The sequence below is a fragment of the Pseudomonas sp. CC120222-01a genome, from assembly GCF_003097235.1.
In the GTDB taxonomy this organism is placed as follows: domain Bacteria; phylum Pseudomonadota; class Gammaproteobacteria; order Pseudomonadales; family Pseudomonadaceae; genus Aquipseudomonas.
In genome coordinates this window covers 164,239-186,104 of the sequence record NZ_QEQQ01000004.1, presented here as the reverse complement: position 1 = coordinate 186,104, position 21,866 = coordinate 164,239, and the positions used below count along the sequence as shown (strand labels likewise).

Genomic DNA, 21,866 nt, shown 5'->3' with positions numbered 1-21,866 from the left:
CCAGCCGTCAGATACCCGGCACCACCTTCCGCCCAGCCAACTGCTGCCTTTCCACCCCATCCAGCAATGCCTCCACCACCGCCTTGGCCGAATCCAGCCCATGGTCATTGCTCAGCAACAGATCACGACAGGTTCCTTTGGCCAGCTCCAGCGCCTTCAGATTGGTCGCAAACGCCCCTTTCAGCAGCGTGGACAGGTGCACCAGCGCATCTTCGTAATCTACCCCCGAGCGCACGGCAAACAACGGCGGATGGCTGGATTCACAGGTGGAGAAACTGGAGGCCGCCGTAGTGGCGCGTACGGGAGGATCAGGTAAGCCTTTTGTCATTGTGTCGCTCCTTGATTCACTGGAGCCGCCACAGATCGCTACCAAACGAAAGGGTGACGGCTGTACGCAGGTTGGTAGACCGGGAATCAAGGAAACCGGCGCGCACGGAGGCGCCCTACGCACAGCCGCCATAAAACGAAACAGCCAGGCACAAAAAAGCGCCAACTGTATCGCAGAGCGGGCGCTTGTGCGCCTTGATTGATCGCGGGCTACCAAACCCGGCTACTGGATTTACAGCAGCGGGCCAAGACTACCGGTGTCAGGGAAGCGTTTCAAGCGAAGGGCATGTGCAGTAACACTTCTCCTGCTGGCCGCCACATCCTCACCTGCTGACGCGGTCGATGCTGGGGAAATGGCTGGGTAGATCGGGGTATGGCTGGGGTGTAGGGCTCAAGCTTGGGTGGGGGCTGACATCGAGCGCCGCCCGCGCGGCGCATCGCGGGCAAGCCCGCTCCCACATCTGTTTCGGGCCAGTCTCTCCTGTCATGCCAACAGGGCCCGCCTTGTTCGCATGGCGATGCATCTCGGTGGAAGCCAGCAGGGGCATGGCGATGCACCTCGGTGGGCGCTGATGCTGCTCCACCTGTCTCCCGTCATGCACCAAGGCGGTCCCTGTTGGCGGTACAGGAGAGACTGGCCCGAAACAGATGTGGGAGCGGGCTTGCCCGCGATGCGCCGCGCGGGCGGCGCTCGATCTCATAAGCGCTGCATGCCTAGCGGCCTACACTTAAAGACCCAGAGGCCAATTTTACGTTTTGCGACAATTTTTTTACATTTGTCGTTATAACGTTACGCCGCTCGTCACCGGTGGCCGTCAGCTCGTTCGGCTCCAGACTTGCAAAGCCTGGAATTTCCTGGAGTCTGAATGAGAGTCGATCTAGACACTGAGGCCGCCGACCTCGATGGTTACCCCCGTTTTCAGCGTGCGCTGGTCCATACGCGCAAGCTGAGGCAGCTGATGTACCTGGCGCTGGCTGTTGCTGTACTGCTGGTGCTACTGCAAGGGCTGATCGGGATATTCAGCCCTGACGCCTACTGGCTGGTCCTGCTCGCCGTCAACGGCGCCGTGCTGCTTCTGTTGGCGGGCGCCGCGCAGTCGGCCTGGCAGGTGGCCAGCTGGCGTGCGACTGCCATGGGCCAGGCGCCCGTGCTGCTGCTGTTCTCACGCGTAGGCGAAGAAACCGTCGAACCCGAGTCGCTCAGCCGTTTCGATCGCTGGTGCCGGGACGTGGCCGATGCCTGCCGTCGGCAATGGCGCAGGCTTGGCGCAGAAACCCCCTGGCTGATTGGCCTGGCGTGCCTGGCACTGCTGCTGGTCAAGGGCGCCTGGCGCTTCGACCTGCCGACACCGACGGTGGCAGGGCAGGTGACCTGGGTTGCCATCGGCCTGTTGGCCATTCTTGCGTTCTGCCTGGTCGTGCTCGAACGCCACCTGATGGCTGAAAGCGAGGCGACCTGGCCCGAGGCCGCGGCGCTGGCCGCCACCTTGCGGCTGGTCATCGCCGTGCAGGTGCTGACCATTGCCTGCCTGGTCTGCATTGATGGCCAGCGGCTGTGGCCGGCGCGCCTGGCGGTGCTGATCGGTCTGTTGCCTGGCCTGGCCGCGCTCGAACTGTTGACAAGAGCAGTGCTGGCGATGTTCCGCCCCTCGCGCCCGGGTGAAGAGCCGGCGCTGGTCGCACGCAGCCTGGCAGGCGACTTCCTGCAATGGCCACCGCGGCCATTGGCGGTACTGCAAGATGAACTGCATGAGCGCCTGGGCATCGACCTGCGTCAGGTATGGGCCTTCGCCTTCATGCGCCGGGCATTCCTGCCGGTGGCGGCGCTGGTGGCGCTGGTCGGTTGGTTGCTGACCGGCATCGTCGAGGTGCCGACCAACAACCGCGGCGTCTACGAACGCTTTGGCAACCCCGTGGCGGTGTACCCGCCAGGCCTGCATGTCGGCTTGCCCTGGCCCTTTGGCAAAGTACTGACAGTGGACAACAGCATCATCCATGAACTGGCGACCACGACGACCGAGGGTGTCAACCAACCCCTTGCAGCTGCCGACGGTGCACCGCCGACCACCGCCAACCGACTGTGGGACGCCACTCACCTGAGCGAGAACTCACAGGTGATTGCCGGTGCCGACGGTGGGCGCCAGGGCTTTCAGATCGTCAACATGGATGTGCGCTTCATCTACCGCATCGGCCTGAGCGACACGGCCGCGCTGGCGGCGGCCTATCACACGGCCAATGTCGAGCAACTGCTGCGCAGCGTTGCCAATCGCGTACTGGTCCACGATTTTGCCGGCCGCTCGCTGGATGGCCTGTTGGGCGCCGAACGGGCCGAGCTTGGCCGTGACATCGGCCGTGCTGTGCAGGCCGACCTTGACCGCATGGATACCGGGGTGGAGCTGCTGGCAACTTCGGTAGAGGCGATCCACCCGCCAGCTGGAGCGGCCAATGCCTACCATGCCGTGCAGGCCGCGCAGATCACCGCCCAGGCGCTGGTCGCCCGTGACCGTGGGCAGGCCGCGCAGAAGCTTGATGAGGCTCGCCAGAACGCCACGTCATTGACCGACAAGGCCACGGCCGACGCCCATGAAACCCAGACCAAGGCCGACACCGCCGCGCTGCGCTTCGATGCCGAGCACACCGCCTGGCAGCATGCAGGCCAGGCGTTCATCCTCGAACAGTACCTGGAGCAGCTGTCCCAAGGCATGGCGCATGCAAGCAGCCTGATCATCGATCACCGGCTGGCGGCTAACCAGGCGCCGACCCTGGACCTGCGCAGCTTTGCCGCACCCGTCGACCCTTCGCAAGTGAAACCCGCATCCGGCCGTACCCAGGAGCGTAACCAGTGAGTTCCCATACCGCACATGGTCATGACCACGACCACGACCACGACCACGACCACGACCACAATCACGAGCATGACCATGCCGATAGCCACGACCGTGCCCGCCCCGCCTGGCTGCGCGTCGGGGTAGCGCTGCTGCTGGTCCTGATCATGGCCGCGACGGCCTGTCTGGTGCAGGTGCGTGTCGGCGAAGCAACGGTCATCACGCGCTTCGGCAACCCGTCGCGGGTGCTGATCGAACCCGGGCTCAACTGGCGCTGGCCGGTGCCGTTCGAGGCCGCGGTACCGGTCGACCTGCGCTTGCGCACCACCTCAAGCGGGCTGCAGGACGTCGGCACGCGGGACGGCCTGCGCATCATCGTCCAGGCCTATGTCGCCTGGCAGGTGGCGGCCGATCCGCAGAGCATTCAGCTGTTCATGCGCGCGGTGCAGAACCAGCCCGACGAGGCGGCGCGGCAGATCCGCACCCTGGTGGGCTCGGCCCTGGAAACCACGGCGAGCGGTTTCGAGCTGGCCGACCTGGTCAACGTCGATGCCAGCCGGGTGCGCATCGATGCCTTCGAGCAGCGCCTGAGTGAGCAGATCGAGCAGCAACTGATCAACAGCTATGGGGTGCGCGTGGTGCAAGTGGGCATCGAGCGCCTGACCTTGCCCAAGGTCACCCTCGAAGCCACCGTTGACCGCATGCGCGCCGAGCGCGAGACCATTGCCACCGAGCGCACGGCCGAAGGCAAGCGCAAGGCGGCGGAGATCCAGTCGGCCGCCGAGCGTGATGCCCGCATCCTGCAGGCCGATGCCAGCGTGAAGGCCGCGCAGATCCAGGCGCAGTCGCAGGTGCAGGCGGCGGATATCTACGCCAAGGCCTACGCCGGTGCGCCGCAGCTTTACACCTTGCTGCGTTCGCTCGACACCCTCGGCTCGGTCATCAACCCCGGCACGAAGCTGGTACTGCGCACCGACGCGGCACCGTTCCGCGCCCTTGTAGAAGGGCCTGTGCTGCCGACGGGGGCCGACCATGGCCAACCATGAGCCGTTGTCGGCCAGGCTGCCCGCCGGCCCCTGGCTGCAATCGGGGCGCATCGGCTTTATAGCGCTGTACGTGGTGGCATTGTTGGCGGCGCTGGGCTGGCTGTTTGGCAATGTGCGTCAGATAGGCCCGGAATACCGTGCGGTGGTCTTGCGCCTGGGTGCCGAGGAGCGCATCCAGAACGCGGGCTTGTTGCTGGCCTGGCCAGAGCCTTTCGAGCAGGTGGTGATGCTGCCCTCGGCGGCGCGGGTCAGCGAACGCCGGGTGGAGCTGCTGTTGCGCTCGGAGCTTGCGCAGAAGTCCGACAAGGACGGCACGTTGGCCAGCGATGCCACCGCTGGTTCCGGTTATCTGCTGACCGGCGATGCCGGGGCGGTGCAGCTGGACGTGCGGGTGTTCTACACGGTAAGCGACCCCTATGCCTACGCGCGCCAGGGGCAACACGTGGAGCCTGCGCTGGACCGCCTTGTGGAGCGTAACGCCGTGCAGATCTGCGCCTCGCGCGACATGGACGCCATCCTGGTCGCACGCCCTGAGCTGGTTGGCGGTGATGCCGGGCTGGCTGACCAGCGTGAACGGCTGCGCGGCGACCTGCAGCAGGGCATCAATGGCAGCCTGGCTCGGCTGCGTTCGGCGGGCGCCAGCCTGGGGGTCGAGGTGGTGCGGGTCGACATCCAGTCGTCGCTGCCATGGTCGGCCGTCAGCGCCTTCAATGCGGTGCTCACCGCCAGCCAGCAGGCCGAGCAGGCAGTGGCCAGGGCCCGTAATGATGCTGCGCGCCAACTGCAGCAGGCTACCCAGGCCGCCGACCGCACCGTGCAAGTGGCCGAGGCCGAAGCCAGCGAGCGGCTGTCCCGCGCCCAGGCCGCCACCGCAACGATCGTTGGCCTGACCCAGCAGCAGGATCCGCAGCTGTTGCTGCGCCTTTACCGTGAGCGCGTGCCAGCGATTCTGGCGCGTGCCGGGTCGGTCACCACCGTCAACAAAGAGGATGCCGGGCACATGATCCTGCAGGGGCCAGCGCAATGAGTTCGATGCCTTTTTCCCATTTCTGGAGCTGCGCGCGATGAGTACTCATCATTGTGGTCACGGGCATCATCACCATGCCCACACCCACCTCACGTCCGGCCTGCTGTCCCAGGCCGAGCAGCGCACGGCCGCACGCCAGCTTAGCCTGGCGATGCTGGCCCTCGGGTTACTGGCACTGGGGCTGGTCTGGCGCTGGCTGGCACCGACCCAGGAAGGGGTCAGCCAGCTGTTGCTGGGCGGCGCCTCGCTGCTGGTGGCCGTTCCGGTGTTGCGCTCGGCCTGGTACAGCCTGCTGCACCCCAGCCTGCATGGCCTCACCGATCAGTTGATCGCCCTGGCCATGCTGGGGGCCTGGGCGACCGGCGACCTCGCCACCGCGGCACTGCTGCCGATCATCATGATCTTTGGCCACATGCTCGAAGAGCGCAGCGTGCTGGGTTCGCAAGAGGCCATTGCCGCGCTGGGGCAGTTGACCCGCAGCCATGCGCGGCTGATCGATGCCGATGGCCAGGTGCGCGAGGTCGATAACGCCAGCCTCAAGCCAGGCGACCAGGTCGAGGTGCGCGCCGGTGATCGTGTGCCGGCTGACGGCCGCGTCCTGCAAGGCCAGGCCAGCCTGGATACCGCGCCGATTACCGGCGAAGCGGTGCCGCTGGAAGTGGCCAGTGGCATGGATATCCATGGGGGGTCGATCAACCTGGACGGTCTGTTGCGGGTTGAAGTAACCCGGGTAGGCGATGACTCCACCCTGGGTAAGGTCATCGCCCTGATGCAGCGCGCCGAGCAGGCCAAACCACCGATCACCCGGCTGCTGGAACGCCACGCCGGGCGCTATCTGGTGCTGGTCTTGCTGATTGCCGCGGTGACCTGGTTCATCACCCGCGATGCCCAGGCCATGCTTGCCGTGCTGGTGGCTGCCTGCCCGTGCGCGCTGGTGCTGTCGGCGCCTGCCACGGCGGTGGCAGGCATTGCCGTCGCTGCCCGGCATGGCATCCTGATTCGCGGTTCGGCCTTCCTTGAGGAACTGGCCGATTTGTCTTCGCTGGTGATCGACAAGACGGGCACGCTGACCTACGGCGACCTGCGCCTGCGCAGCGTGGTCGGCACTGCGGCAGGCTTGCCCGAGGCCGATATCGTCAACCTTGCGGCCAGCCTCGGCGCCGCCAGCAGCCACCCGGTCAGCCGGGCCCTGGCAGCGCTGGTGCCCCATGAGCAGCATCTGGCCCTGCTGGACATCCACGAACGCCAGGGCTTTGGTGTGGTGGCGCACACGGCTGAGGGTGAAGCGGCCCTGGGGCGCCCGGAGCTGTTCCGCCAACTGGGCCTGCAGGTGCCGCCGGTGCCCGAGCATGACGGCCCGATTGCCGGCCTGGCGCTGAACGGGCAGTTCCTCGCCTGGCTGCTGTTGGCCGACCATGTGCGGGCAGAGTCTGCCGAGGCGATGCAGCAGCTGCGCGAGCTTGGTCTGCGGCGTCAGTTGCTGCTGACCGGTGACCGCAGCCGTGTCGCCGAGGCCATTGCCGAGCAGGTCGGCATGACGCGCGTGGTGGCTGAAGCCCTGCCGGAAGACAAGATGCACCACGTCAACCAGGAATTGCAGCTGGGCTTCCGCCCGCTGGTGGTAGGGGATGGCATCAATGACTCGCTGGCGCTGAAGGCCGGTGTGGTCGGGGTGGCCATGGGCGCCAACGGTGCCGACATTGCCTTGGCCGCAGCAGATATCGTGCTGATCAACGGCGACCTGCGGCGCCTGGCCACCTGTATCCGCCTCAGCCGCGAATGCCGACGCACACTCCAGGTGAATGTGCTGATCGGACTCGGTTGGACCTTGGCGATCGTCGTTGCCGCCGCCTTTGGCCTGCTGGGCGCAGCGGGCGCCATGATCGCCGCGCTGCTGCACAACCTCAGCACGCTGCTGGTGCTGACCAACGCCGGGCGCCTGTTGCGCTATGACGAACGGCTCGGGCAGAGCAATACGGTGCCGGCGCTGCAGCCCTAGCTGAGCACGGCGTCATGGCCAGGCACGTGCCTGGCCGGGCCGCTGTTTGCGACAGGCGCGGTGCTCCACTCGGCGCTGTCGCGTTGCTGCAGGCGCCGGAAGTGGACGGCGATGCTGGCGATGATCGGCGCATCATCGACCGGGTCCAGCCCCGGATAGGGCTTGCCGTGGTAATCGCCGTCATGGGTCAGTACCGCCTCGACCTGTTCGCCGCTGGCACTGTAGAGCTGCTTCATCAGCTGCGCCTCGCGGTCTTTGCTGGGGTTGCAGCGCAACGCATAGTGAATGGCCAGTGCCGCCCCCAACGTCAGGGCCGGCGTGTCTATGCCGTGCTTGCGGGCCAGGTCGATGCTGCTGAGGATGCGTTCGTTGCGCTGCAGCTTGCGCATCGGGTCGCGGCCCACACGGGCGCAGGGGTCCTTGAACGAAGATTTGCAGCGTTCAAGAAACGCATTGGCAAACCGCTCGACCACGTCGGCCATCTGCGGATACTCGGCCACCAGTGCGGGCGCCACTTCCTGATGGATCAATCGCTCGGCCAGCGCGCTCACACGGGCATCGCCCATGCCCTGGCCGACCCAGGTGTGCCCCAGCAGGCTGGCGTACCAGGCGATGATGGCGTGCGGGCCATTCCACAAGCGGTTCTTGATGATCTGGATCTGGGTGATGTCGCTGACGGTTTTCACCTGGCGCAGCCGCTCCAGCAAGTCGCCGCCGCGCTCGACATACAGCGGCATGTCGGGCTCGCTGTTGAACAGCACCAGATGCAACTGGCTCAGGGCATTGCTGGACTGGGCGAAAGGCCTGAAGTGGCTGATCAGCCGTTGGTACTCGGCGGTCGGTTTTGCCAGCGCTGGTTCGTCCTCAAGGCTGTTCTGGAACATCTGCGACTTGATGCGCAACTGCCGAACCAGCGCATCGTTGCTGATCTTGGAAACGATGCGGCTGACCACGGTTTCGGCGAAGTGGGTCTTTTCCAGTACCTGCTTGCAGATTTCGGGTGCACACAGCAACGCCAACTGCGCCTGCACTTGCCGGCGGACAAACGCGCCGCCGCCGATCTTGTTGAGCACGATCAGCAGGGTCAGCTCACGACCGCGGCGCTCGAAGCGCTGAAGCAAGCCCTTGGCAATCACCTTGGCCTGCTGCTGGATCGCCTGTTCGGGCAGGCTCAGGCCGATGATTTCGGCGGCGTTGTACATGTCGATCACCGCCTGCTCATCGTCCATGTCGATCATGCGCACATTTTCGACGGTCTGGTCGAACGCGCTGGCACCGTAGCGCACGCTGTAGCGGCCGAACGCGGCAACGGTTTCCCTGAGCATGCGCGAGCGGGTGGCAGCGATGATTTCGCAAGGCCGGGTGTAGCCGTCCCAGTGGGCGAACACCTGGGTCAGGTAACCGCCGCCGATGGCGCCGAAACCATGGATGCCGACACGGAACTGGTTGAGCGAGGCCGGGAAGGGCTCGGCGAGCTCTGGCATGCCCAGGTCGGGCACGCATTCGCTCAGGTCGGCGAGGAACCCGTGCATGCTGCGGTAGGCCTTGAGCGCACCCGCCTTGACCTCGGGCGCAGGCGGCTTGATGTCTTCGATCAGAATCGCCTGGCCTTCGGCGCGGATGGCCGACAGCAGGCCGTTTTCCGAGTCTTCGAGCATGAAGCACTGAGCGGGCGCGCAATTGAGGGCGCGGGCAGCGCGCAGGAAGATTTCCGGGTGCGGCTTGCCCTGGCTGACTTCATCGCCGCAAACGGTGATGTCGAAGTACTTGAGCACGTTGGCATTGATCAGGTATTCCTCGGCAATCGCACGGCGGCTGGAGGTGGCCACCGCCAGGGTCAGGCCGGACTTGCGCAGCCGCTCCAGCACTTCCAGCAAGCCTGGCTTGATCGGTACGCCGTGATTGCGCACGTACTCCAGCTCCAGCTCATCGGCGCGCTGACGAATTTGCGCATAGGGGAAGTCTTCGCCGTTGTGGGCCTTGGCGAGGGCTTCGGCCTTTTTCGCACTCAGGCCCAGCGAGCCGATCAGCGTCTGTTCGCTCAAGGCCTTGCCGTAGATTTCCAGCGAGGCCTGTTTCAACGTCCTGAAACGCAGGCGCTCGGTGTCGAACATCGTGCCATCCATATCGAAGATGGCGCTGAGAATTTTGTTGCCCTGAAACAAGATCATGTGGGTATTGCCCCTTTTTTTGGCGTGAAACACCTCGCCTTCAGCGGCTGAATGGCGAGCTAATGCGCGTCGACTGCAGCGTGGGCAGTCAGGTAGGGGGCATGCGATCTACAGGGGGGCGCTCGGCTTTGACCCAGAGGTAGGGCGGTACGGCGCGGGGTGTGCAGAGGAGGGCGAGGAATTTGCAGGCAAGGCGGGCGACTTTGGATTCACGCCCACTGGCTGCAGCTTGGCTGGCAGACAATGGGCGCACATAGCGATGGATACGTGTGATTCCGAGCATGAGGTGCTGTTCTTCCTTTTCTGGTGACTGACGTTCCTTTTTTACCCTTGCACGTATGCGCAAGCAGATGCAAGGCGCCAGTCACAGAAGAACAGGTGCACATGACGCGCGAAGCAACCTGTTATCTGATTTAACAGAGGACACTGTGGGAGCGGCTTTAGCCGCGAACACCGGCAACGCCGGTGCCATCCACCGCGTCGCCTGCTTCGCGGCCAAAGCCGCTCCCACAGGGGATCGCGCCAGCTTTTAAAGAATGAGCAATACCTTTGCCGGTGTGAAACTCAGCTGTCCTTGCCCAGCACGTAACGGTCGAACTGCTCGATGTACTCGTCGACGTTGTCTTCCAGCATCATCCGGTACTGTTCGCTGAAGTACTTGAGGATTTCCTCGCGTGCGGCGGCCATTTCGGCGCCGGACTTGAAGTTGCGGGCGCTGAGCCAGGCACTGAAGCGGCTGGCGGCGAAAGTCATCGAGGCGCTGACCTTGCCGATATCGGCAAGTGTGTCGAGCTGCTGGTTGGCCAGGTCGATGTGCGCATCGGCGCGGTCGTAGAATGCCTGGTCGGTGGCTTGGGTCATGGCGGGGTACCTGTGTGGGCCTGTCTTGCGGGGCGCAAAGGATGCCACAGCGGGCGCCTCGCCGGCAGCCATTACCGGCGGCGGCTCACCCGGCCACGGAACGGCGCCGCTTCTTGCGGTACATGTCGTCATCGGCGCAGTTGAGCAAGGAGTCGATGTCTGCGCCATCAGTGGGATAGCAGGCTACACCGATGCTGCAGGACGGCATGGGCAGCGCCCGCTGGCCGCTGGTCAGCGGCGCGGCCATGGCGGTGAGGATCTGGGCCATCTTATCGGCGACCGCGCCCGCCGCGCTCAGGCCGGTCAGCAGCACGGTAAATTCGTCGCCGCCCATGCGCGCCACCGTGTCCTGCTGGCCGACACAGTCCTCCAGGCGCCGTGCGACGGCGCACAACACTTGGTCACCGATGGCATGCCCATGCACATCGTTGATGCCCTTGAAGTCATTGATGTCCAGGAACAGCAGTGCAAACGGGCGTTCCTGGCGCAGGGCGCTGGCCAGCCGTTCGCTGAACAGCGAGCGGTTGCACAGCCGGGTCAGCGGGTCGTGGTGGGCGAGGAAGCGCAATTCCAGCTCGGCCTGGGTAAGCGCCGTGACGTTGCGCGCCACGCCGATGCGCGCGCCTACCTCTTCGGACCAGAAGGCCGACCAGAGGATGTGCACCACGCCACCGTCCTTGCGCAGGTAGCGGTTGCGGAAGTCACTGTGGGACTGGCCGTTCATCACCCGGATGATCGAAGCCCGGGTGGCGTCCAGGTCTTCGGGGTGCATGTAGCGGGTGATCGGGGTGCCGATCAGCTCGTCGGCGCGGTAACCGAGCAAGGCCTCGCAGGCATTGCTGACGAACACGATGGTGTTGTCCCGGTCGACCACGAACACGGTGTCGAGCATCAGCTGGATCAGCTTCGGGTAAAGTGCTTGCAGGTCAACAGGCATAGGGGCGTCCGCTGCATCGGGCTCGGGCGTGGCCAGCATACACAGGGGTGGGCAGGTTCCACCAGCGGCCATTCAAACAGATATACTCCGCGGCCGTTTTTAGCATTCAGGAGTCGTTCATGCAGCAGGTACTGCTCATCGTTGATGTCCAGTCCACTTTCAGCCCACCCGAATGGCTGGTAGACGGGATTCGCCTGTTGTCAGCGAGGATTCCGTCGATCGCCTCGGTCGAGTTGCACGATGAGCAGGTGACGCCGTTCCAGCGCCAGCTCGGTTGGCACCCGGCAGCCGAGGACGAGTGCCTGGTCGAGGTGGACCAGGTGTTCATCAAGCATGGCTACGGCCAGACCGCCGAGACCATCGCCTACATCCGCCAGCTGGGCGTGGAGCGCGTGCTGGTCTGCGGCATGCAGACCGAAACCTGCGTGCTGGCGGCAGGCTTTGCACTGTTCGATGCCGGGCTCTGCCCGACCCTGGTGACCGACCTGACCGTCGGCTCTTCGCTGGACCGCTCCGGCAAGCTGGGCACCGACCTCTGGAAGCACCATTTCGGCAACGTGATTACGCGGGCCGAGGTGATGGCCGAGATCGCGCAGTCGGGCCTCTGAGAAAACCGCGAAAAGCCAGCGCGCATCGTTTAGCATGGGGACGCCGATGCATTTGGCCCCCTTCCTTATCGAAACGCGCTAGCTCCCCATGACTGCCTTTTACCTCAAGTTCCTCATCACTCCCACGCTCATGCTGGCCATCTCGCTGGCGGCCAAACGTTGGGGCACGCAAATCGGCGGGCTGCTCTCCGGCCTGCCGGTCACTTCAGCCCTGGTCGTGCTGTTCCTGAGCCTCGAACAGGGCCCTGGCTTTGCCTTGCAGGCCGTACCGGGGGCCCTGGCCGGCCTGGCGGCGGTGCAGGCGACCTACCTGTTCTACTACCGGGTGACGCGGCGGATCGGCGCATTCCCCGGCTGCATCGCCGCGTTGGCGGTCTACGCGGCCATGGCTGCCTTGATGAGCCACCTGGGTTGGGTGGCGCTTTCGGTGGTGGTGACCCTGGCGCTGCTCAGCCTGATCATCGTCGTCACCTCGCAACCGGCGCCCACCGGTACCGCCAAGGTGGTGCAACTGCCACGCTGGGTGATCCCGATGCGCATGCTCACGGCCACCGCGCTGCTGGTGGCGATCACTGCCAGTGCCGAGTGGCTCGGCCCGGTGGCCAGCGGCCTGCTGGCGCCGATCCCGGTGATTGCCTGGCCGCTGGCGGTGTTCGCCCATGTTCAGGGCGGGCACCATGAGCTGGGCGCGATCGTGCGCGGCAACGCCATTGGCGGCGTGGGCGTGTTGGGGTTCTACCTGACGGTGAACAGCTTCATCGAGCAATGGGGCACCGTGCCGGCCATTGCCGCTGCCGTGGTGCTGGCCGTGGTGGCGACTTTCGCCCTGGCCAAGTTGCTGGACCGCCGCTGACTTCTGTACTCCAGACAGGCGCTTGTATCGTTCTGTATCAACGCGCCTGCCACGCCTACTCGCATACAAAACCTTCGTTCTCCTGATACGCCCGGGATACATCCCTGGGGCCAAATGACCCAGCCCGAACGAACAAGCCCTACGGCCTGCGTTCCCTGGCTCTTTCGCCCTTGAGGCATGACCGTACGACCATCAGGAGAAACACCATGTCCCGTATCCAGTTCCCCAACAAAACCCGTCTCGGCCTGCTGAGCATCGCCCTGGTGGGCGGCATCAACCTGGCTTCCTCTGCGTTTGCCGTCGAGGCACTGCCACAAGGCTATCAACTGGCGGCGGCAGAAAAGGCCGGCGAGGGCAAGTGTGGCGAAGGCAAGTGTGGTGCCAGCGGCGCCAAGGCCACCCAGGCCGAAGGCAAGTGCGGCGAGGGCAAGTGTGGCGCCAGCGGTGCCAAGGGCAAGGTTACCCAGGCCGAAGGCAAATGCGGTGAAGGCAAGTGTGGCGACGCCTCGTTCGCCAGCACCGACGCCGACCATGACGGCCGCGTGTCCCGCGCCGAACTGCTGGCGGTGGCGCCAAAGGCAGGTGCCGAGTTCGATGCGATCGACGCCAACCACGATGGCTATCTTTCCGAGGCCGAGGTTTACCAGTTCCGCAAGCACCAGTTCGACGCCAATGGCAATCCATTCCCGACCGACCTGTACAGCAAGCTGAGCCAGGCCAAGAACTGACCCGCAGCGGCATCCTCCCTAGGCCCTGGGCCGGGGAGGGCGCTGCACCACAAGGAACAAGCCAATGAGTACTTCTTCAACCCTGCAGGGCGCAGGCCTGGGCTTGCGCCGTGGGCTGCTGCCCGAGCTGCTGAACATGGACGCCGGCGCCGTGGACTTTCTCGAATGCGCCCCGGACAACTGGATCGGCGTCGGCGGTGCCTTCGGCGAAGGCCTCGCGCAACTGGCCGAGCGCTATCCGCTGTCCTGCCACGGCCTGTCATTGTCGCTGGGTGGCCCGGCTCCGCTGGACCATGGCTTTCTGCGCCAGATCCGCGCCTTTCTCGACCGTCATCAGGTTCCGCTGTTCAGTGAGCACCTGAGCTACTGCGCCGATGACGGCCATCTGTACGATCTCATTCCGATGCCGTTCACCGACGAAGCCGTGCGCCATACTGCCCGGCGTATCGCTGAAGTCCAGGATGCCCTCGGCCGGCGTATCGCCGTGGAGAACATCTCGTACTATGCCGCGCCGTATCAGGCGATGAGCGAGATCGAGTTTCTTCGGGCGGTGTTGAGCGAGGCGGACTGCGACCTGCTGCTGGACATCAACAACATCGTGGTCAATGCCTGCAACCATCGCTACGACGCTGCCGAGTTCCTCGCCCAGGTGCCGGCCGAGCGGGTGGTCTGCCTGCATGTGGCCGGGCACTACGACGAAGCGCCGGACCTGAAGATCGACACCCATGGCGCCAGCGTCAAGCCGGATGTCTGGGGCCTGCTGGCCAGTGCCTACCAGCACCTGGGGCCGGTGCCGACCTTGCTCGAACGCGACTTCAACCTGCCACCGCTGGCCGAACTGCTGGCTGAGGTGGGGCACATTCGCAGCCTGCAACCCGTGGCGCCGGCCCTGGCGGTGCGCCATGGCTGACTCGCTGCGCGAACAGCAACTGCGCATGGCCGGGCATATCCGCGATCCGCAGGCCAATCCACCGCCGCCCGGTATCGAAGCACGGCGTCTGGCGGTGTACCGGCAACTGTTCTTCGGCAACCTGCAGTCACTGTTGGCCGGCAGCTTTCCGGTGCTGCATGCCAGCCTCGCCAGCGAACACTGGCAGGGGTTGTGTGAAGACTTTTATGCCCGTCATCGCTGCCACACGCCGCTGTTCACCGAAGTTGGCGGCGAATGGGTCGAGTACCTGCAAGGGCGCACCGACCAGCCCGAGTGGGTCGCCGAACTGGCCCATTACGAGTGGATCGAAACGGCCTTGCTGCTGAGCGATGCCGCCGAACCTGAGCATGACCCTGAAGGTGATCTGCTCGAAGGCGTGCCTGTGCTGTCCAGCCTCGCCGTGCCGCTGGCCTATGCCTGGCCGGTTAGCCACATCGGGCCGGAGCATCTTCCGGTTGAGGCGCCAGACGTGCCGACGCTGCTGCTGGCGCACCGAGGCGCGGGCCACAAAGTGAGCTTCTCGCGCCTGGCACCGTTGGCCCATGCGCTGCTGGCGTCGTTGCAAGACCAGCCACTGAGCGGGCGTGAACACCTGGCGGTGCTGGCTGCGGCTGCCGGCGTCGAACTCGCCGCCATCGAGGCCCAGGGTCTTGCGTTGTTACTCAGCCTCAAAGCCCAGGGCGTGGTACTCGGCACGCGCTGCGACTAGGCCGGCGCCAGCCCATTGAGCAGCAGGCGCAACGAAGAATCGGCCGCAGCCTGGTAGTCGATCCGTTGCCCGGCCTGGCTGGGGGCATGCCAGCCCAGGCCGAGGCAGGACTGGGCGATGGCCCACACCGACGGCAGCACATGCTCCGGATTCACCGGCGCCAGCTTGCCGCTGCTGATCCACTGGCGCACATGCGCGGTGTTTTCCCGTGCCTGCTGCGCCCAGTGCTCGAGAAAGTTGCCGGGAATGCGCTGGCCACCTTCCTTGAGTTCCTGCAGGAGCACCTTCGAGGCGAATGGCCGGTGCTCGAACAGGCTGATCAGCGCCGTCACCGTGCGGCTCAGTGCCTGCAGCGGTTCGTCTTCCCTGGCGAACGGTGCGCAGGCCTGCAGGTAGCAGGGGGCGATGTCCTCCAGCACCTGGCTGTAGATGTTGGCCTTGGACTTGAAGTAGTAGAGCACGTTGGAGCGGGGCAGGCTGGCCAGCGAGGCAATCGCCGAGAGCTTGGTGGCGGCATAGCCCTGTTGGGCGAATGCCTCGCCGGCGGCGTCGAGGATGACCCGCCGCACCGGTGCGTTCAGGGTGTCCTCGGTTTCTCGTGGCAATTCGAACGGCATGATGTACACGGCAACGGTTCCTGGCTGCGCCGGGTGCGTTGCCCCGTGCGCTGAGCAAATGAGAATTCGCAATATACAAAAATATATAGCGATAGTGCGCAGGAATCTTGCCCTTGCGGTCAGGTGATTGCCTTGGCGGCCGTCAGCACCAGCCCGCGCAGCCACTTCGAGGATTGCGCCCGGTGCTTGCGGGCATGCCACAGCTGGTAATAGCGCAGCGGTTGCGCGGGGACCGGGAATGGCTCGATCCGCACCGGCAGCAGTTCGGCGTAGTGCCTGGCGAACGCGCGCGTGGTGGTGAACACCAGGTTGGACTTCACCAGGGCATAAGGTGCCAGGCAGAAGTACGGCAGGGTGGTGGTCACGCGCCGGGCCAGGCCGCTTTTGTCCAGTTCGGCACCGATCGTGCCTTGCCCGCAGGCGCCGAGGGTCAGCACGTCGAGGTGGTCCGCCTGCAGGTAGGCTTCACGGGTCAGGCCACCGGGGGGTACCGGGTGATCATCGCGTACCAGGCAGACCAGGTCGTCGTCGCACAGGGCCTGCAAGTGCAGGTGCTGTGCGGGGCTGCGCCAGTTGCCGATCACCAGGTCCAGCGTGCCGTCCTCCAGCCCGCGCGTGTAACCGCCCTCGGCCTGCAGGTGGGTCAGCTCCAGGGTGGCCAGCGGGGCCTGGGCGTGGAAGCGTTCGATGATGGCCGGCACGAAGAACACGCTGAGGTAGTCCGGCGTGCTGATGCGAAAGTGCAGGCGGGTGGTGGCGGGGTCGAAGCGGTCGATCGGGTCCAGCACCTGCTCGATCCCGGCCAGCGCCTGGGCCAGGGGTTCAATCAGGTTCTCGCCATGGCTGGTCAGCACCATGCGGCTGCCACTGCGTACCAGCAGCGGGTCGCCAGTGAGCTGGCGCAGGCGGCGCAGGGCCACGCTGACCGCCGGCTGGCTCTGGCCTAGGCGTTCGGCGGTGCGTGACACGCTGCATTCGGACAACAAGGTCTGCAACGTGCGCAGCAGTTGGGTGTCGCAGTTCGGCACGGCTTTGGCCACGGCAGCCTCGCTCAGGCGCGGGGCATCTGCGCAATGCCCCGGGCCGGTTCTGGTCTTTGTCTCGCTATATACTAAACAATATATCGAGGCTTGGCTGCGTGCCGTTACCTCCAGTCCGGCAAGGCTTTGAGCAGTTCGGCCTTCTCGCCGGTGGCAGCGCCCATCAGCACAAAGCCCTGCATCCGCCGCTCAGGGTCGTGGAACACCGCACGCACCTTGGCCATGCCGCGGTCGCAGTGGCCCAGCAGCTCGGTAGACCAGGCGCCCTTATCACCTAATGGCGTGGCTACGACGGTCGGCAGCACACTGGTTTTCACCGTCACCGGCATGGCCGGGTAGGCAACCGGTGTCAGCTGGCCGGCCAGGGTGCGCGCCAGGGCACGGGCCTGGAGCATGATCGGCAGCACGTAAGGCAACACCAGGCCATGTACTTCGGCACAGTCGCCCAGGGCATAGACATTGCGGGCACTGGTCTGCAGGCAGGCATCGGTGACGATGCCGCTGCCCACTTCAAGCCCGGCGCTGCGGGCCAGCTGCACCCGCGGAGCCAGGCCGATGGCGCTGAGTACATAGTCCACTTCCAGCTCCTGGTCATCGGCCATCAGCACCTGCAACGCCGCGCCCTTGCGTTGGACAGCGACGGGCGTGGCACCTAACGCCAGGGTGACGCCGAGCGAGGTCAGGGCACTGGCCATCGCTGCACCGGCCGGCTCCGGCAGCAGCCGGCTCAGCGGCCAGGTGGCACGGTCGACGAGGGTCACCGCATGGCCGGCATGCCCCAGGTCATTGGCGAATTCGCAGCCGATCAAGCCACCCCCCAGAATCGCGACCCGGCTGGCCTGGCCGATCTGCAGGCGAAAGCGGCGGTAGTCGTCCAGGTCGTTGACGGTGATGATCGCCGGCACACCGTCACCTTCGAGCGCCGGGCGCCGAGGGTCTGCGCCCAGCGCCAGCACCAGTGCGCTGTAGCGCTGCGCCTGCCCGGCGATATAGACGCACTGTGCGTCTGTGTCGATGCGTTCCACACAGGTGCCGGTGACCACGCTGGCAGCCAGTTGCTCGGCCATCTGCGCCGCACTGGCGGTGACCAGCTGCTCGGGCAGCCTGCCACTTTGCAAGGCGTTGGAAAGCGCGGGCTTTGAGTAGAACTCGCCGCCATCGCGGGTGATGATCAGGATCGGTACGGCGGTGTCGAGCTTGCGCAGTTCGCGCGCCACGGTATAGCCGGCGAGCCCCGAACCGATTATCACCACCGGGTCCGGCGCCTGTGGGGCTAGCGGCTCTGCCGCCTGGGCATCCAGCGGCAGGCGGACCATGTCGAAGTCACCCTTGCCCACGCCGCACTCCGGGCAGAACCAGTCCTGCGGTACATCTTCCCAGCGGGTACCCGCTGTGATGCCATCTTCCGGTATCCCCACGGCTTCGTCGTAGATGAAACCGCACACCAGGCATTCCCATTTGTACATGTTCGATACTCCCTCGCAGGTTTGCCCGTCAGCTGGTGAAGGCGCGGCCCAGGCCCAGGGCGCTCAGGGCCCGGCGGTAGGCGGTGGAGGAACGGTCGGCCGGGATGTGGATTTCCAGCGAAAGGTCCAGGGGCAGGTCTTCGGGGCGGCACAGTTCGACGATGTCGCGGTCCTCTTCGAACACTTGCTGGTTGAACGCATACACATCGTCCAGCGGCAGGTGCTGGTCGAAGTTGCGGGTGATCGCGCAGAACATCCGGGTCTTGCGCGCCGAGATCGGGCTGGCGGCATTGAGGATGACCAGGCGCTGTTCAGGGTCGGGGAAATTCACCGCAAGCCGTGCGGTGAACGGCGCGAACACGTCGAAGGTGCGCTTCCACTGGAAGTCGCTCGGTGCCCGGTGCTGCAAGTGCTTGGGGAAGTTGCTGACGCTGCTGACGTATTCGGCGTGCATGCCGTGGGCCGTCAGTTCAGCCCGGTAGGTCGGTACCACCGGGTTGTCGCGGTCGGCGAAGGCGTCGTGGTGGATCCAGGCGAAGTGGGCGACATCGATGAACCCCTCGACCTGGCGCCCGGCCGAGGCAGCGATGTCGATCGATGGCGGCAGGATGCGCTGATAGCTGTCATCGTGCCAGGAAGGCATTTCGGGGAAGGGCGCGTCGCTGCCGGCCATCAGTACCCAGACCAGCCCGAATTCCTCGCGGGCGGTGTACATCTGGATGCGGTGGCGTTCGGTGAGGTTGGCATTGGGCTCCGAGGGGATCCGCGTGCAGCGGCCATCAGTGCCGAAGTGCAGCCCATGGTACGGGCAGATGATGTTTTCGCCCTGCACCCAACCGCGGCTCAGCGGTGCGCCGCGGTGGCTGCAGATATCCCGGGCAGCATTGAGCTTGCCGCCAGTGCGGTACAGCACGATGGGCTCATCGAGCAGGGTGACGGCATAGGGTTTGTCGCCCACCTCGGCGCTGAAGGCCACGGGGTGCCAGTGGCGGGTGAGGATTTCACGGTCGTGGGCGCTGAACGAGCTGGTCTTGGTGATCGGGTTCCAGGTCACGCTCTGGCAGGCGGTGGCGGCATTGGACATCTCGCTTCTCCTTGTTTTCGAATGGCCGGAGCCATGCTAGGGAAGCGATCTCAGCCTGCCCATGGCGGGGCAGGCATGTAGTTCATGTGCAATGGGTTATGGGCCAGGCGAGGGCCGGTGCACGCAGCGCTTAGCGGCGATAGTAGCGGTGGTCGTCATCATAGTGGTGGGCGCGCTCGTTGCGGCGCTCCCATTCGTGGCGGCGTTCGGCTTCGCGGCGCGCCTGTTCCCGGCGCCATTGGGCCCGGCGCCATTCTTCGCGGCGGCGGTCCTCGCTGTGGTAGTGCCAGCGGCCGTCGCGCCAGTAGCGGTCGTCATGGGCCAGCAGGGGCCCTGGCTGGCCGTCGGCGACGCTGGCCAGGTTTGGCCAGGGACTTTGGGCGGGTTTGGCCGGCGCTTGCACGATGCTTTCAGCGGCCAGGCCCGCATGGGTAGCGTGCATTGGCGTGGCGGACGCAGAGCCGACGGCCGCCAGGGCGAACAGGCCGGCGAGCAGGCACTTCGGGATAGGGAATTTCATGAGTTAAGGCAACCCCCAAGGTTGTCATTGAACATGCAGTGCGCAGCGCCTTGAGGCTGCGCCACCACGTGCGTGGGCATGTCCAGATAGACAAGTTATTGGGGAAAAGTTCTGTTCGCTCAGCGCTTTAGTAGCTACGGCTCACTGAGCCAGACCAACGGCCGTGTCGGCTCGTCGCTGGCCATGCGAGCAAAGGTATCCGACTCGAGCATGGCCTTGACCTGCCCGCCAAGCGCCAGCAGCCGCTCGGCGAAGCCCGGGCCGATGACGCCGTTGTCTTCCAGCGACAGGCCACTCTGGCTGTGCTGGATCGCCAGGTGGTAGTGGCTGGCATCGTCGCCGCTCGCGGCGAGAATCACCGTGTAGCGAGGGCCAAGCACGCAGCTGAGGCGTTGCTGCACCAGGTCGAGCAGCGAGGCGTGGCTGTCGTCGTGCAATGCCGAGGCCAGGGCGGTGGGGGCGAAGGGTGGCATGGGGTTACCTGCAAGGCATGTTCATATGTCTCTCAGCTTAGGCAAGGTGACTGTCAACTTGGGTTAAGCGAGGGTAAAAAGCGGTAATTTGTGCGCGCAGGATCAGAAGGTCTGCCCCAGGGAGAACTGGAAGATCTGCGTTTCGGCGTTGTCCGGCTTTTTCAGCGGCGCTGCCAGGCTGAAGCTCAGCGGCCCCATCGGGCTGTACCAGGTCACCCCCACGCCCAGCGACACCGCCAGCTGGTTCAGGTCGACGTTGCCGCAACCCTGGGTGGTAGACAGGTAACAGGTGTCGGCATAGACGTTGCCGGCGTCGACGAACACCGAGCTGCGCAGCTGGCTCTGGTTCTTGATGAACGGCATCGGGAAAATGTATTCGGCGCCGCCGGTGACCAGGATGTTGCCGCCGAGCACGTCGGTGTCACGGTCGGAGTAATAGGCCTGGCCGGCGCTTGCATAGGTGCCGGTGGCCGGGGTGCTGCGCGGGCCGAGGGTGCCGTCCTTGAAACCGCGTACCGAGCCTTGACCACCTGCGGTGTAGCTTTCGTAGAAGGGCAGGCCGTCAGTGGAGCCGTAGCCGTTGCCGTAGCCCAAGGTGGTGTGCAGGCGCAGGGTGGTGTCCTTGCTCAGCGGCAAGAAGGTCTGGCCGTTGTAGTCGAGCTTGTAGAACGACAGGTCGCTGCCCGGCGTAGTGGCCATCAGGGTCAGGGCCTGGGAGTGGCCGCGGGTCGCCAGCACACCTTTGTTCAGGGTCGATTCGGACCAGCCGATCGAGGCCTTGAGGTTGTTGAAGCTCTTGCCTTCGCGTTGGATGAAGTCGTAGATCTCGTCGGCGCTGTAGGTGCCCGGGTTGATGTCGTCGTGCTGCAGGGTCAGGCCGTAGGTCAGGCGCGAGGTCTCGTTGATCGGGTAGCCGAAGTTGACGCCCGCGCCGTAGCTGTTGATGGCGTAGTAGGACACGCCGTCACTGTAGTAGTCGCTGTAGTCGGTGCTGCTGTAGAACAGGTTGTAGCCCAGGCTGACGCCGTCTTCGGTGAAGTAGGGGTTGACGAAGCCAAAGTTGTATTTGGTCTGGTACTCCGAACGGGTCAGGCCGATGGACACCTTGTTGCCGGTACCGAGGAAGTTGTTCTGGCTGATCGAACCGCCGAGGATCAGGCCGGCACTCTGGGCAAAACCGACGCTGGCGGTGATCGAACCGGAGGCTTGCTCTTCGACGCTGTAGTTGACGTCGACCTGGTCGTCGACACCGGCTACTGCCGGGGTCTCGACGTTGACTTCCTTGAAGAAGCCCAGGCGCTCGAGGCGGGTCTTGGACTGGTCGATCAGGTAGGTCGAAGCCCAGCCACCTTCCATCTGGCGCATTTCGCGGCGCAGCACCTGGTCTTCTGTCTTGGTGTTGCCGCGGTAGTTGATGCGGTTGACGTAGGCACGCTTGCCCGGGTCGACCACGAACATGATATCGACGGTGTGGTCCTGGTCGTTCGGCTGTGGCACGCCGTTGACGTTGGCGAAGGTGTAGCCTTCGTTGCCCAGGCGACGGGTGATCAGCTCGGAGGTGGTGGTCATCACCTTGCGCGAAAACACCTGGCCCGGCTGCACCAGCAGCAGCGACTTGACCTGGTCTTCCGGCACCTTCAGGTC

20 protein-coding genes are annotated in these 21,866 nt (G+C 65.1%); 9 read left to right on the top strand and 11 right to left on the bottom strand.

The features are described 5' to 3' along the window. Positions 1–7: 7 nt before the first annotated feature. Positions 8–244: a hypothetical protein gene (locus tag N430_RS07950; RefSeq protein WP_110638942.1), complete on the bottom strand. Its 237-nt coding sequence runs from the start codon at positions 242–244 to the stop codon at positions 8–10. A gap of 949 nt (positions 245–1,193) precedes the next feature. Here N430_RS07950 and hflK (N430_RS07940) point away from each other — a divergent pair. Genes hflK (N430_RS07940) through N430_RS07925 form a run of 4 tightly spaced genes read left to right on the top strand, consistent with a single transcriptional unit; the run spans position 1,194 to position 7,224 of the window. Beyond that, positions 1,194–3,173, top strand: coding sequence for a protease modulator HflK (hflK, locus tag N430_RS07940; RefSeq protein ID WP_110635074.1), 1,980 nt, complete (start codon positions 1,194–1,196; stop codon positions 3,171–3,173). Further along, positions 3,170–4,198: a protease modulator HflC gene (gene hflC / locus N430_RS07935; protein WP_110635077.1), complete on the top strand. Its 1,029-nt coding sequence runs from the start codon at positions 3,170–3,172 to the stop codon at positions 4,196–4,198. The genes hflK (N430_RS07940) and hflC overlap by 4 nt, the downstream gene beginning before the upstream one ends. Beyond that, on the top strand, positions 4,185–5,225 hold the full coding sequence (gene hflK / locus N430_RS07930; protein ID WP_110635080.1) for a protease modulator HflK: 1,041 nt from the start codon (positions 4,185–4,187) through the stop codon (positions 5,223–5,225). The genes hflC and hflK (N430_RS07930) overlap by 14 nt, the downstream gene beginning before the upstream one ends. Before the next feature lie 37 nt (positions 5,226–5,262). Further along, positions 5,263–7,224, top strand: a complete 1,962-nt coding sequence (locus tag N430_RS07925; RefSeq protein WP_110635083.1) for a heavy metal translocating P-type ATPase — start codon at positions 5,263–5,265, stop codon at positions 7,222–7,224. Here the strand turns inward: N430_RS07925 and mtlD are convergent. The 3 genes from mtlD to N430_RS07910 all read right to left on the bottom strand — a co-directional run bounded on the left by mtlD (position 7,221) and on the right by N430_RS07910 (position 11,193). Beyond that, positions 7,221–9,395: a bifunctional mannitol-1-phosphate dehydrogenase/phosphatase gene (gene mtlD / locus N430_RS07920; protein ID WP_110635086.1), complete on the bottom strand. Its 2,175-nt coding sequence runs from the start codon at positions 9,393–9,395 to the stop codon at positions 7,221–7,223. The genes N430_RS07925 and mtlD overlap by 4 nt on opposite strands. A 564-nt stretch (positions 9,396–9,959) precedes the next feature. After that, a complete protein-coding gene (locus N430_RS07915; RefSeq protein WP_103447561.1) occupies positions 9,960–10,256 on the bottom strand; it encodes a DUF3144 domain-containing protein in 297 nt (98 codons plus the stop codon). Positions 10,257–10,341: 85 nt separating this feature from the next. Further along, positions 10,342–11,193, bottom strand: coding sequence for a GGDEF domain-containing protein (locus tag N430_RS07910; protein ID WP_110635538.1), 852 nt, complete (start codon positions 11,191–11,193; stop codon positions 10,342–10,344). 119 nt (positions 11,194–11,312) lie between these two features. Between N430_RS07910 and N430_RS07905 the strand changes: the two genes are divergently transcribed. The 5 genes from N430_RS07905 (at position 11,313) to N430_RS07885 (ending at position 15,022) form a co-directional block, all read left to right on the top strand. Then, positions 11,313–11,801 (top strand): isochorismatase family protein, encoded by a 489-nt coding sequence (locus N430_RS07905; protein ID WP_110635089.1) that lies wholly within the window; start codon positions 11,313–11,315, stop codon positions 11,799–11,801. An 88-nt stretch (positions 11,802–11,889) separates the two neighbouring features. Then, the gene (locus N430_RS07900) at positions 11,890–12,654 is read left to right on the top strand and encodes a hypothetical protein (protein WP_110635092.1); all 765 of its coding nucleotides are present in this window, start codon (positions 11,890–11,892) and stop codon (positions 12,652–12,654) included. Between the two features lie 206 nt (positions 12,655–12,860). Beyond that, the gene (locus N430_RS07895) at positions 12,861–13,382 is read left to right on the top strand and encodes a hypothetical protein (protein WP_110635095.1); all 522 of its coding nucleotides are present in this window, start codon (positions 12,861–12,863) and stop codon (positions 13,380–13,382) included. 64 nt (positions 13,383–13,446) lie between these two features. After that, the gene (locus N430_RS07890) at positions 13,447–14,292 is read left to right on the top strand and encodes a DUF692 domain-containing protein (RefSeq protein WP_110635098.1); all 846 of its coding nucleotides are present in this window, start codon (positions 13,447–13,449) and stop codon (positions 14,290–14,292) included. Continuing rightward, a complete protein-coding gene (locus N430_RS07885; RefSeq protein ID WP_110635101.1) occupies positions 14,285–15,022 on the top strand; it encodes a DUF2063 domain-containing protein in 738 nt (245 codons plus the stop codon). The genes N430_RS07890 and N430_RS07885 overlap by 8 nt, the downstream gene beginning before the upstream one ends. Here N430_RS07885 and N430_RS07880 read toward each other — a convergent pair. The 7 genes from N430_RS07880 to bamA all read right to left on the bottom strand — a co-directional run. Next, positions 15,019–15,639 (bottom strand): TetR/AcrR family transcriptional regulator, encoded by a 621-nt coding sequence (locus N430_RS07880; protein ID WP_110635542.1) that lies wholly within the window; start codon positions 15,637–15,639, stop codon positions 15,019–15,021. The genes N430_RS07885 and N430_RS07880 overlap by 4 nt on opposite strands. A 119-nt stretch (positions 15,640–15,758) precedes the next feature. Further along, entirely contained in the window at positions 15,759–16,679 is a 921-nt protein-coding gene (locus N430_RS07875; RefSeq protein ID WP_110635104.1) for a LysR family transcriptional regulator, read from the bottom strand. Positions 16,680–16,783: 104 nt separating this feature from the next. Then, positions 16,784–18,145 carry an FAD-dependent oxidoreductase gene (locus tag N430_RS07870; RefSeq protein ID WP_110635107.1) on the bottom strand — a complete coding sequence of 454 codons (1,362 nt, stop codon included), beginning with the start codon at positions 18,143–18,145 and terminating at the stop codon, positions 16,784–16,786. Positions 18,146–18,173: 28 nt separating this feature from the next. Further along, complete coding sequence (locus N430_RS07865; protein WP_110635110.1) at positions 18,174–19,229, bottom strand: Rieske 2Fe-2S domain-containing protein; 1,056 nt, start codon at positions 19,227–19,229, stop codon at positions 18,174–18,176. Between the two features lie 130 nt (positions 19,230–19,359). Beyond that, positions 19,360–19,749 (bottom strand): hypothetical protein, encoded by a 390-nt coding sequence (locus N430_RS07860; protein ID WP_110635115.1) that lies wholly within the window; start codon positions 19,747–19,749, stop codon positions 19,360–19,362. A gap of 134 nt (positions 19,750–19,883) precedes the next feature. Then, positions 19,884–20,222, bottom strand: a complete 339-nt coding sequence (locus N430_RS07855) for a hypothetical protein (RefSeq protein ID WP_110635118.1) — start codon at positions 20,220–20,222, stop codon at positions 19,884–19,886. Between the two features lie 102 nt (positions 20,223–20,324). Further along, the coding region (gene bamA / locus N430_RS07850) for an outer membrane protein assembly factor BamA (protein ID WP_116583639.1) at positions 20,325–21,866 on the bottom strand (1,542 nt) is incomplete at its 5' end.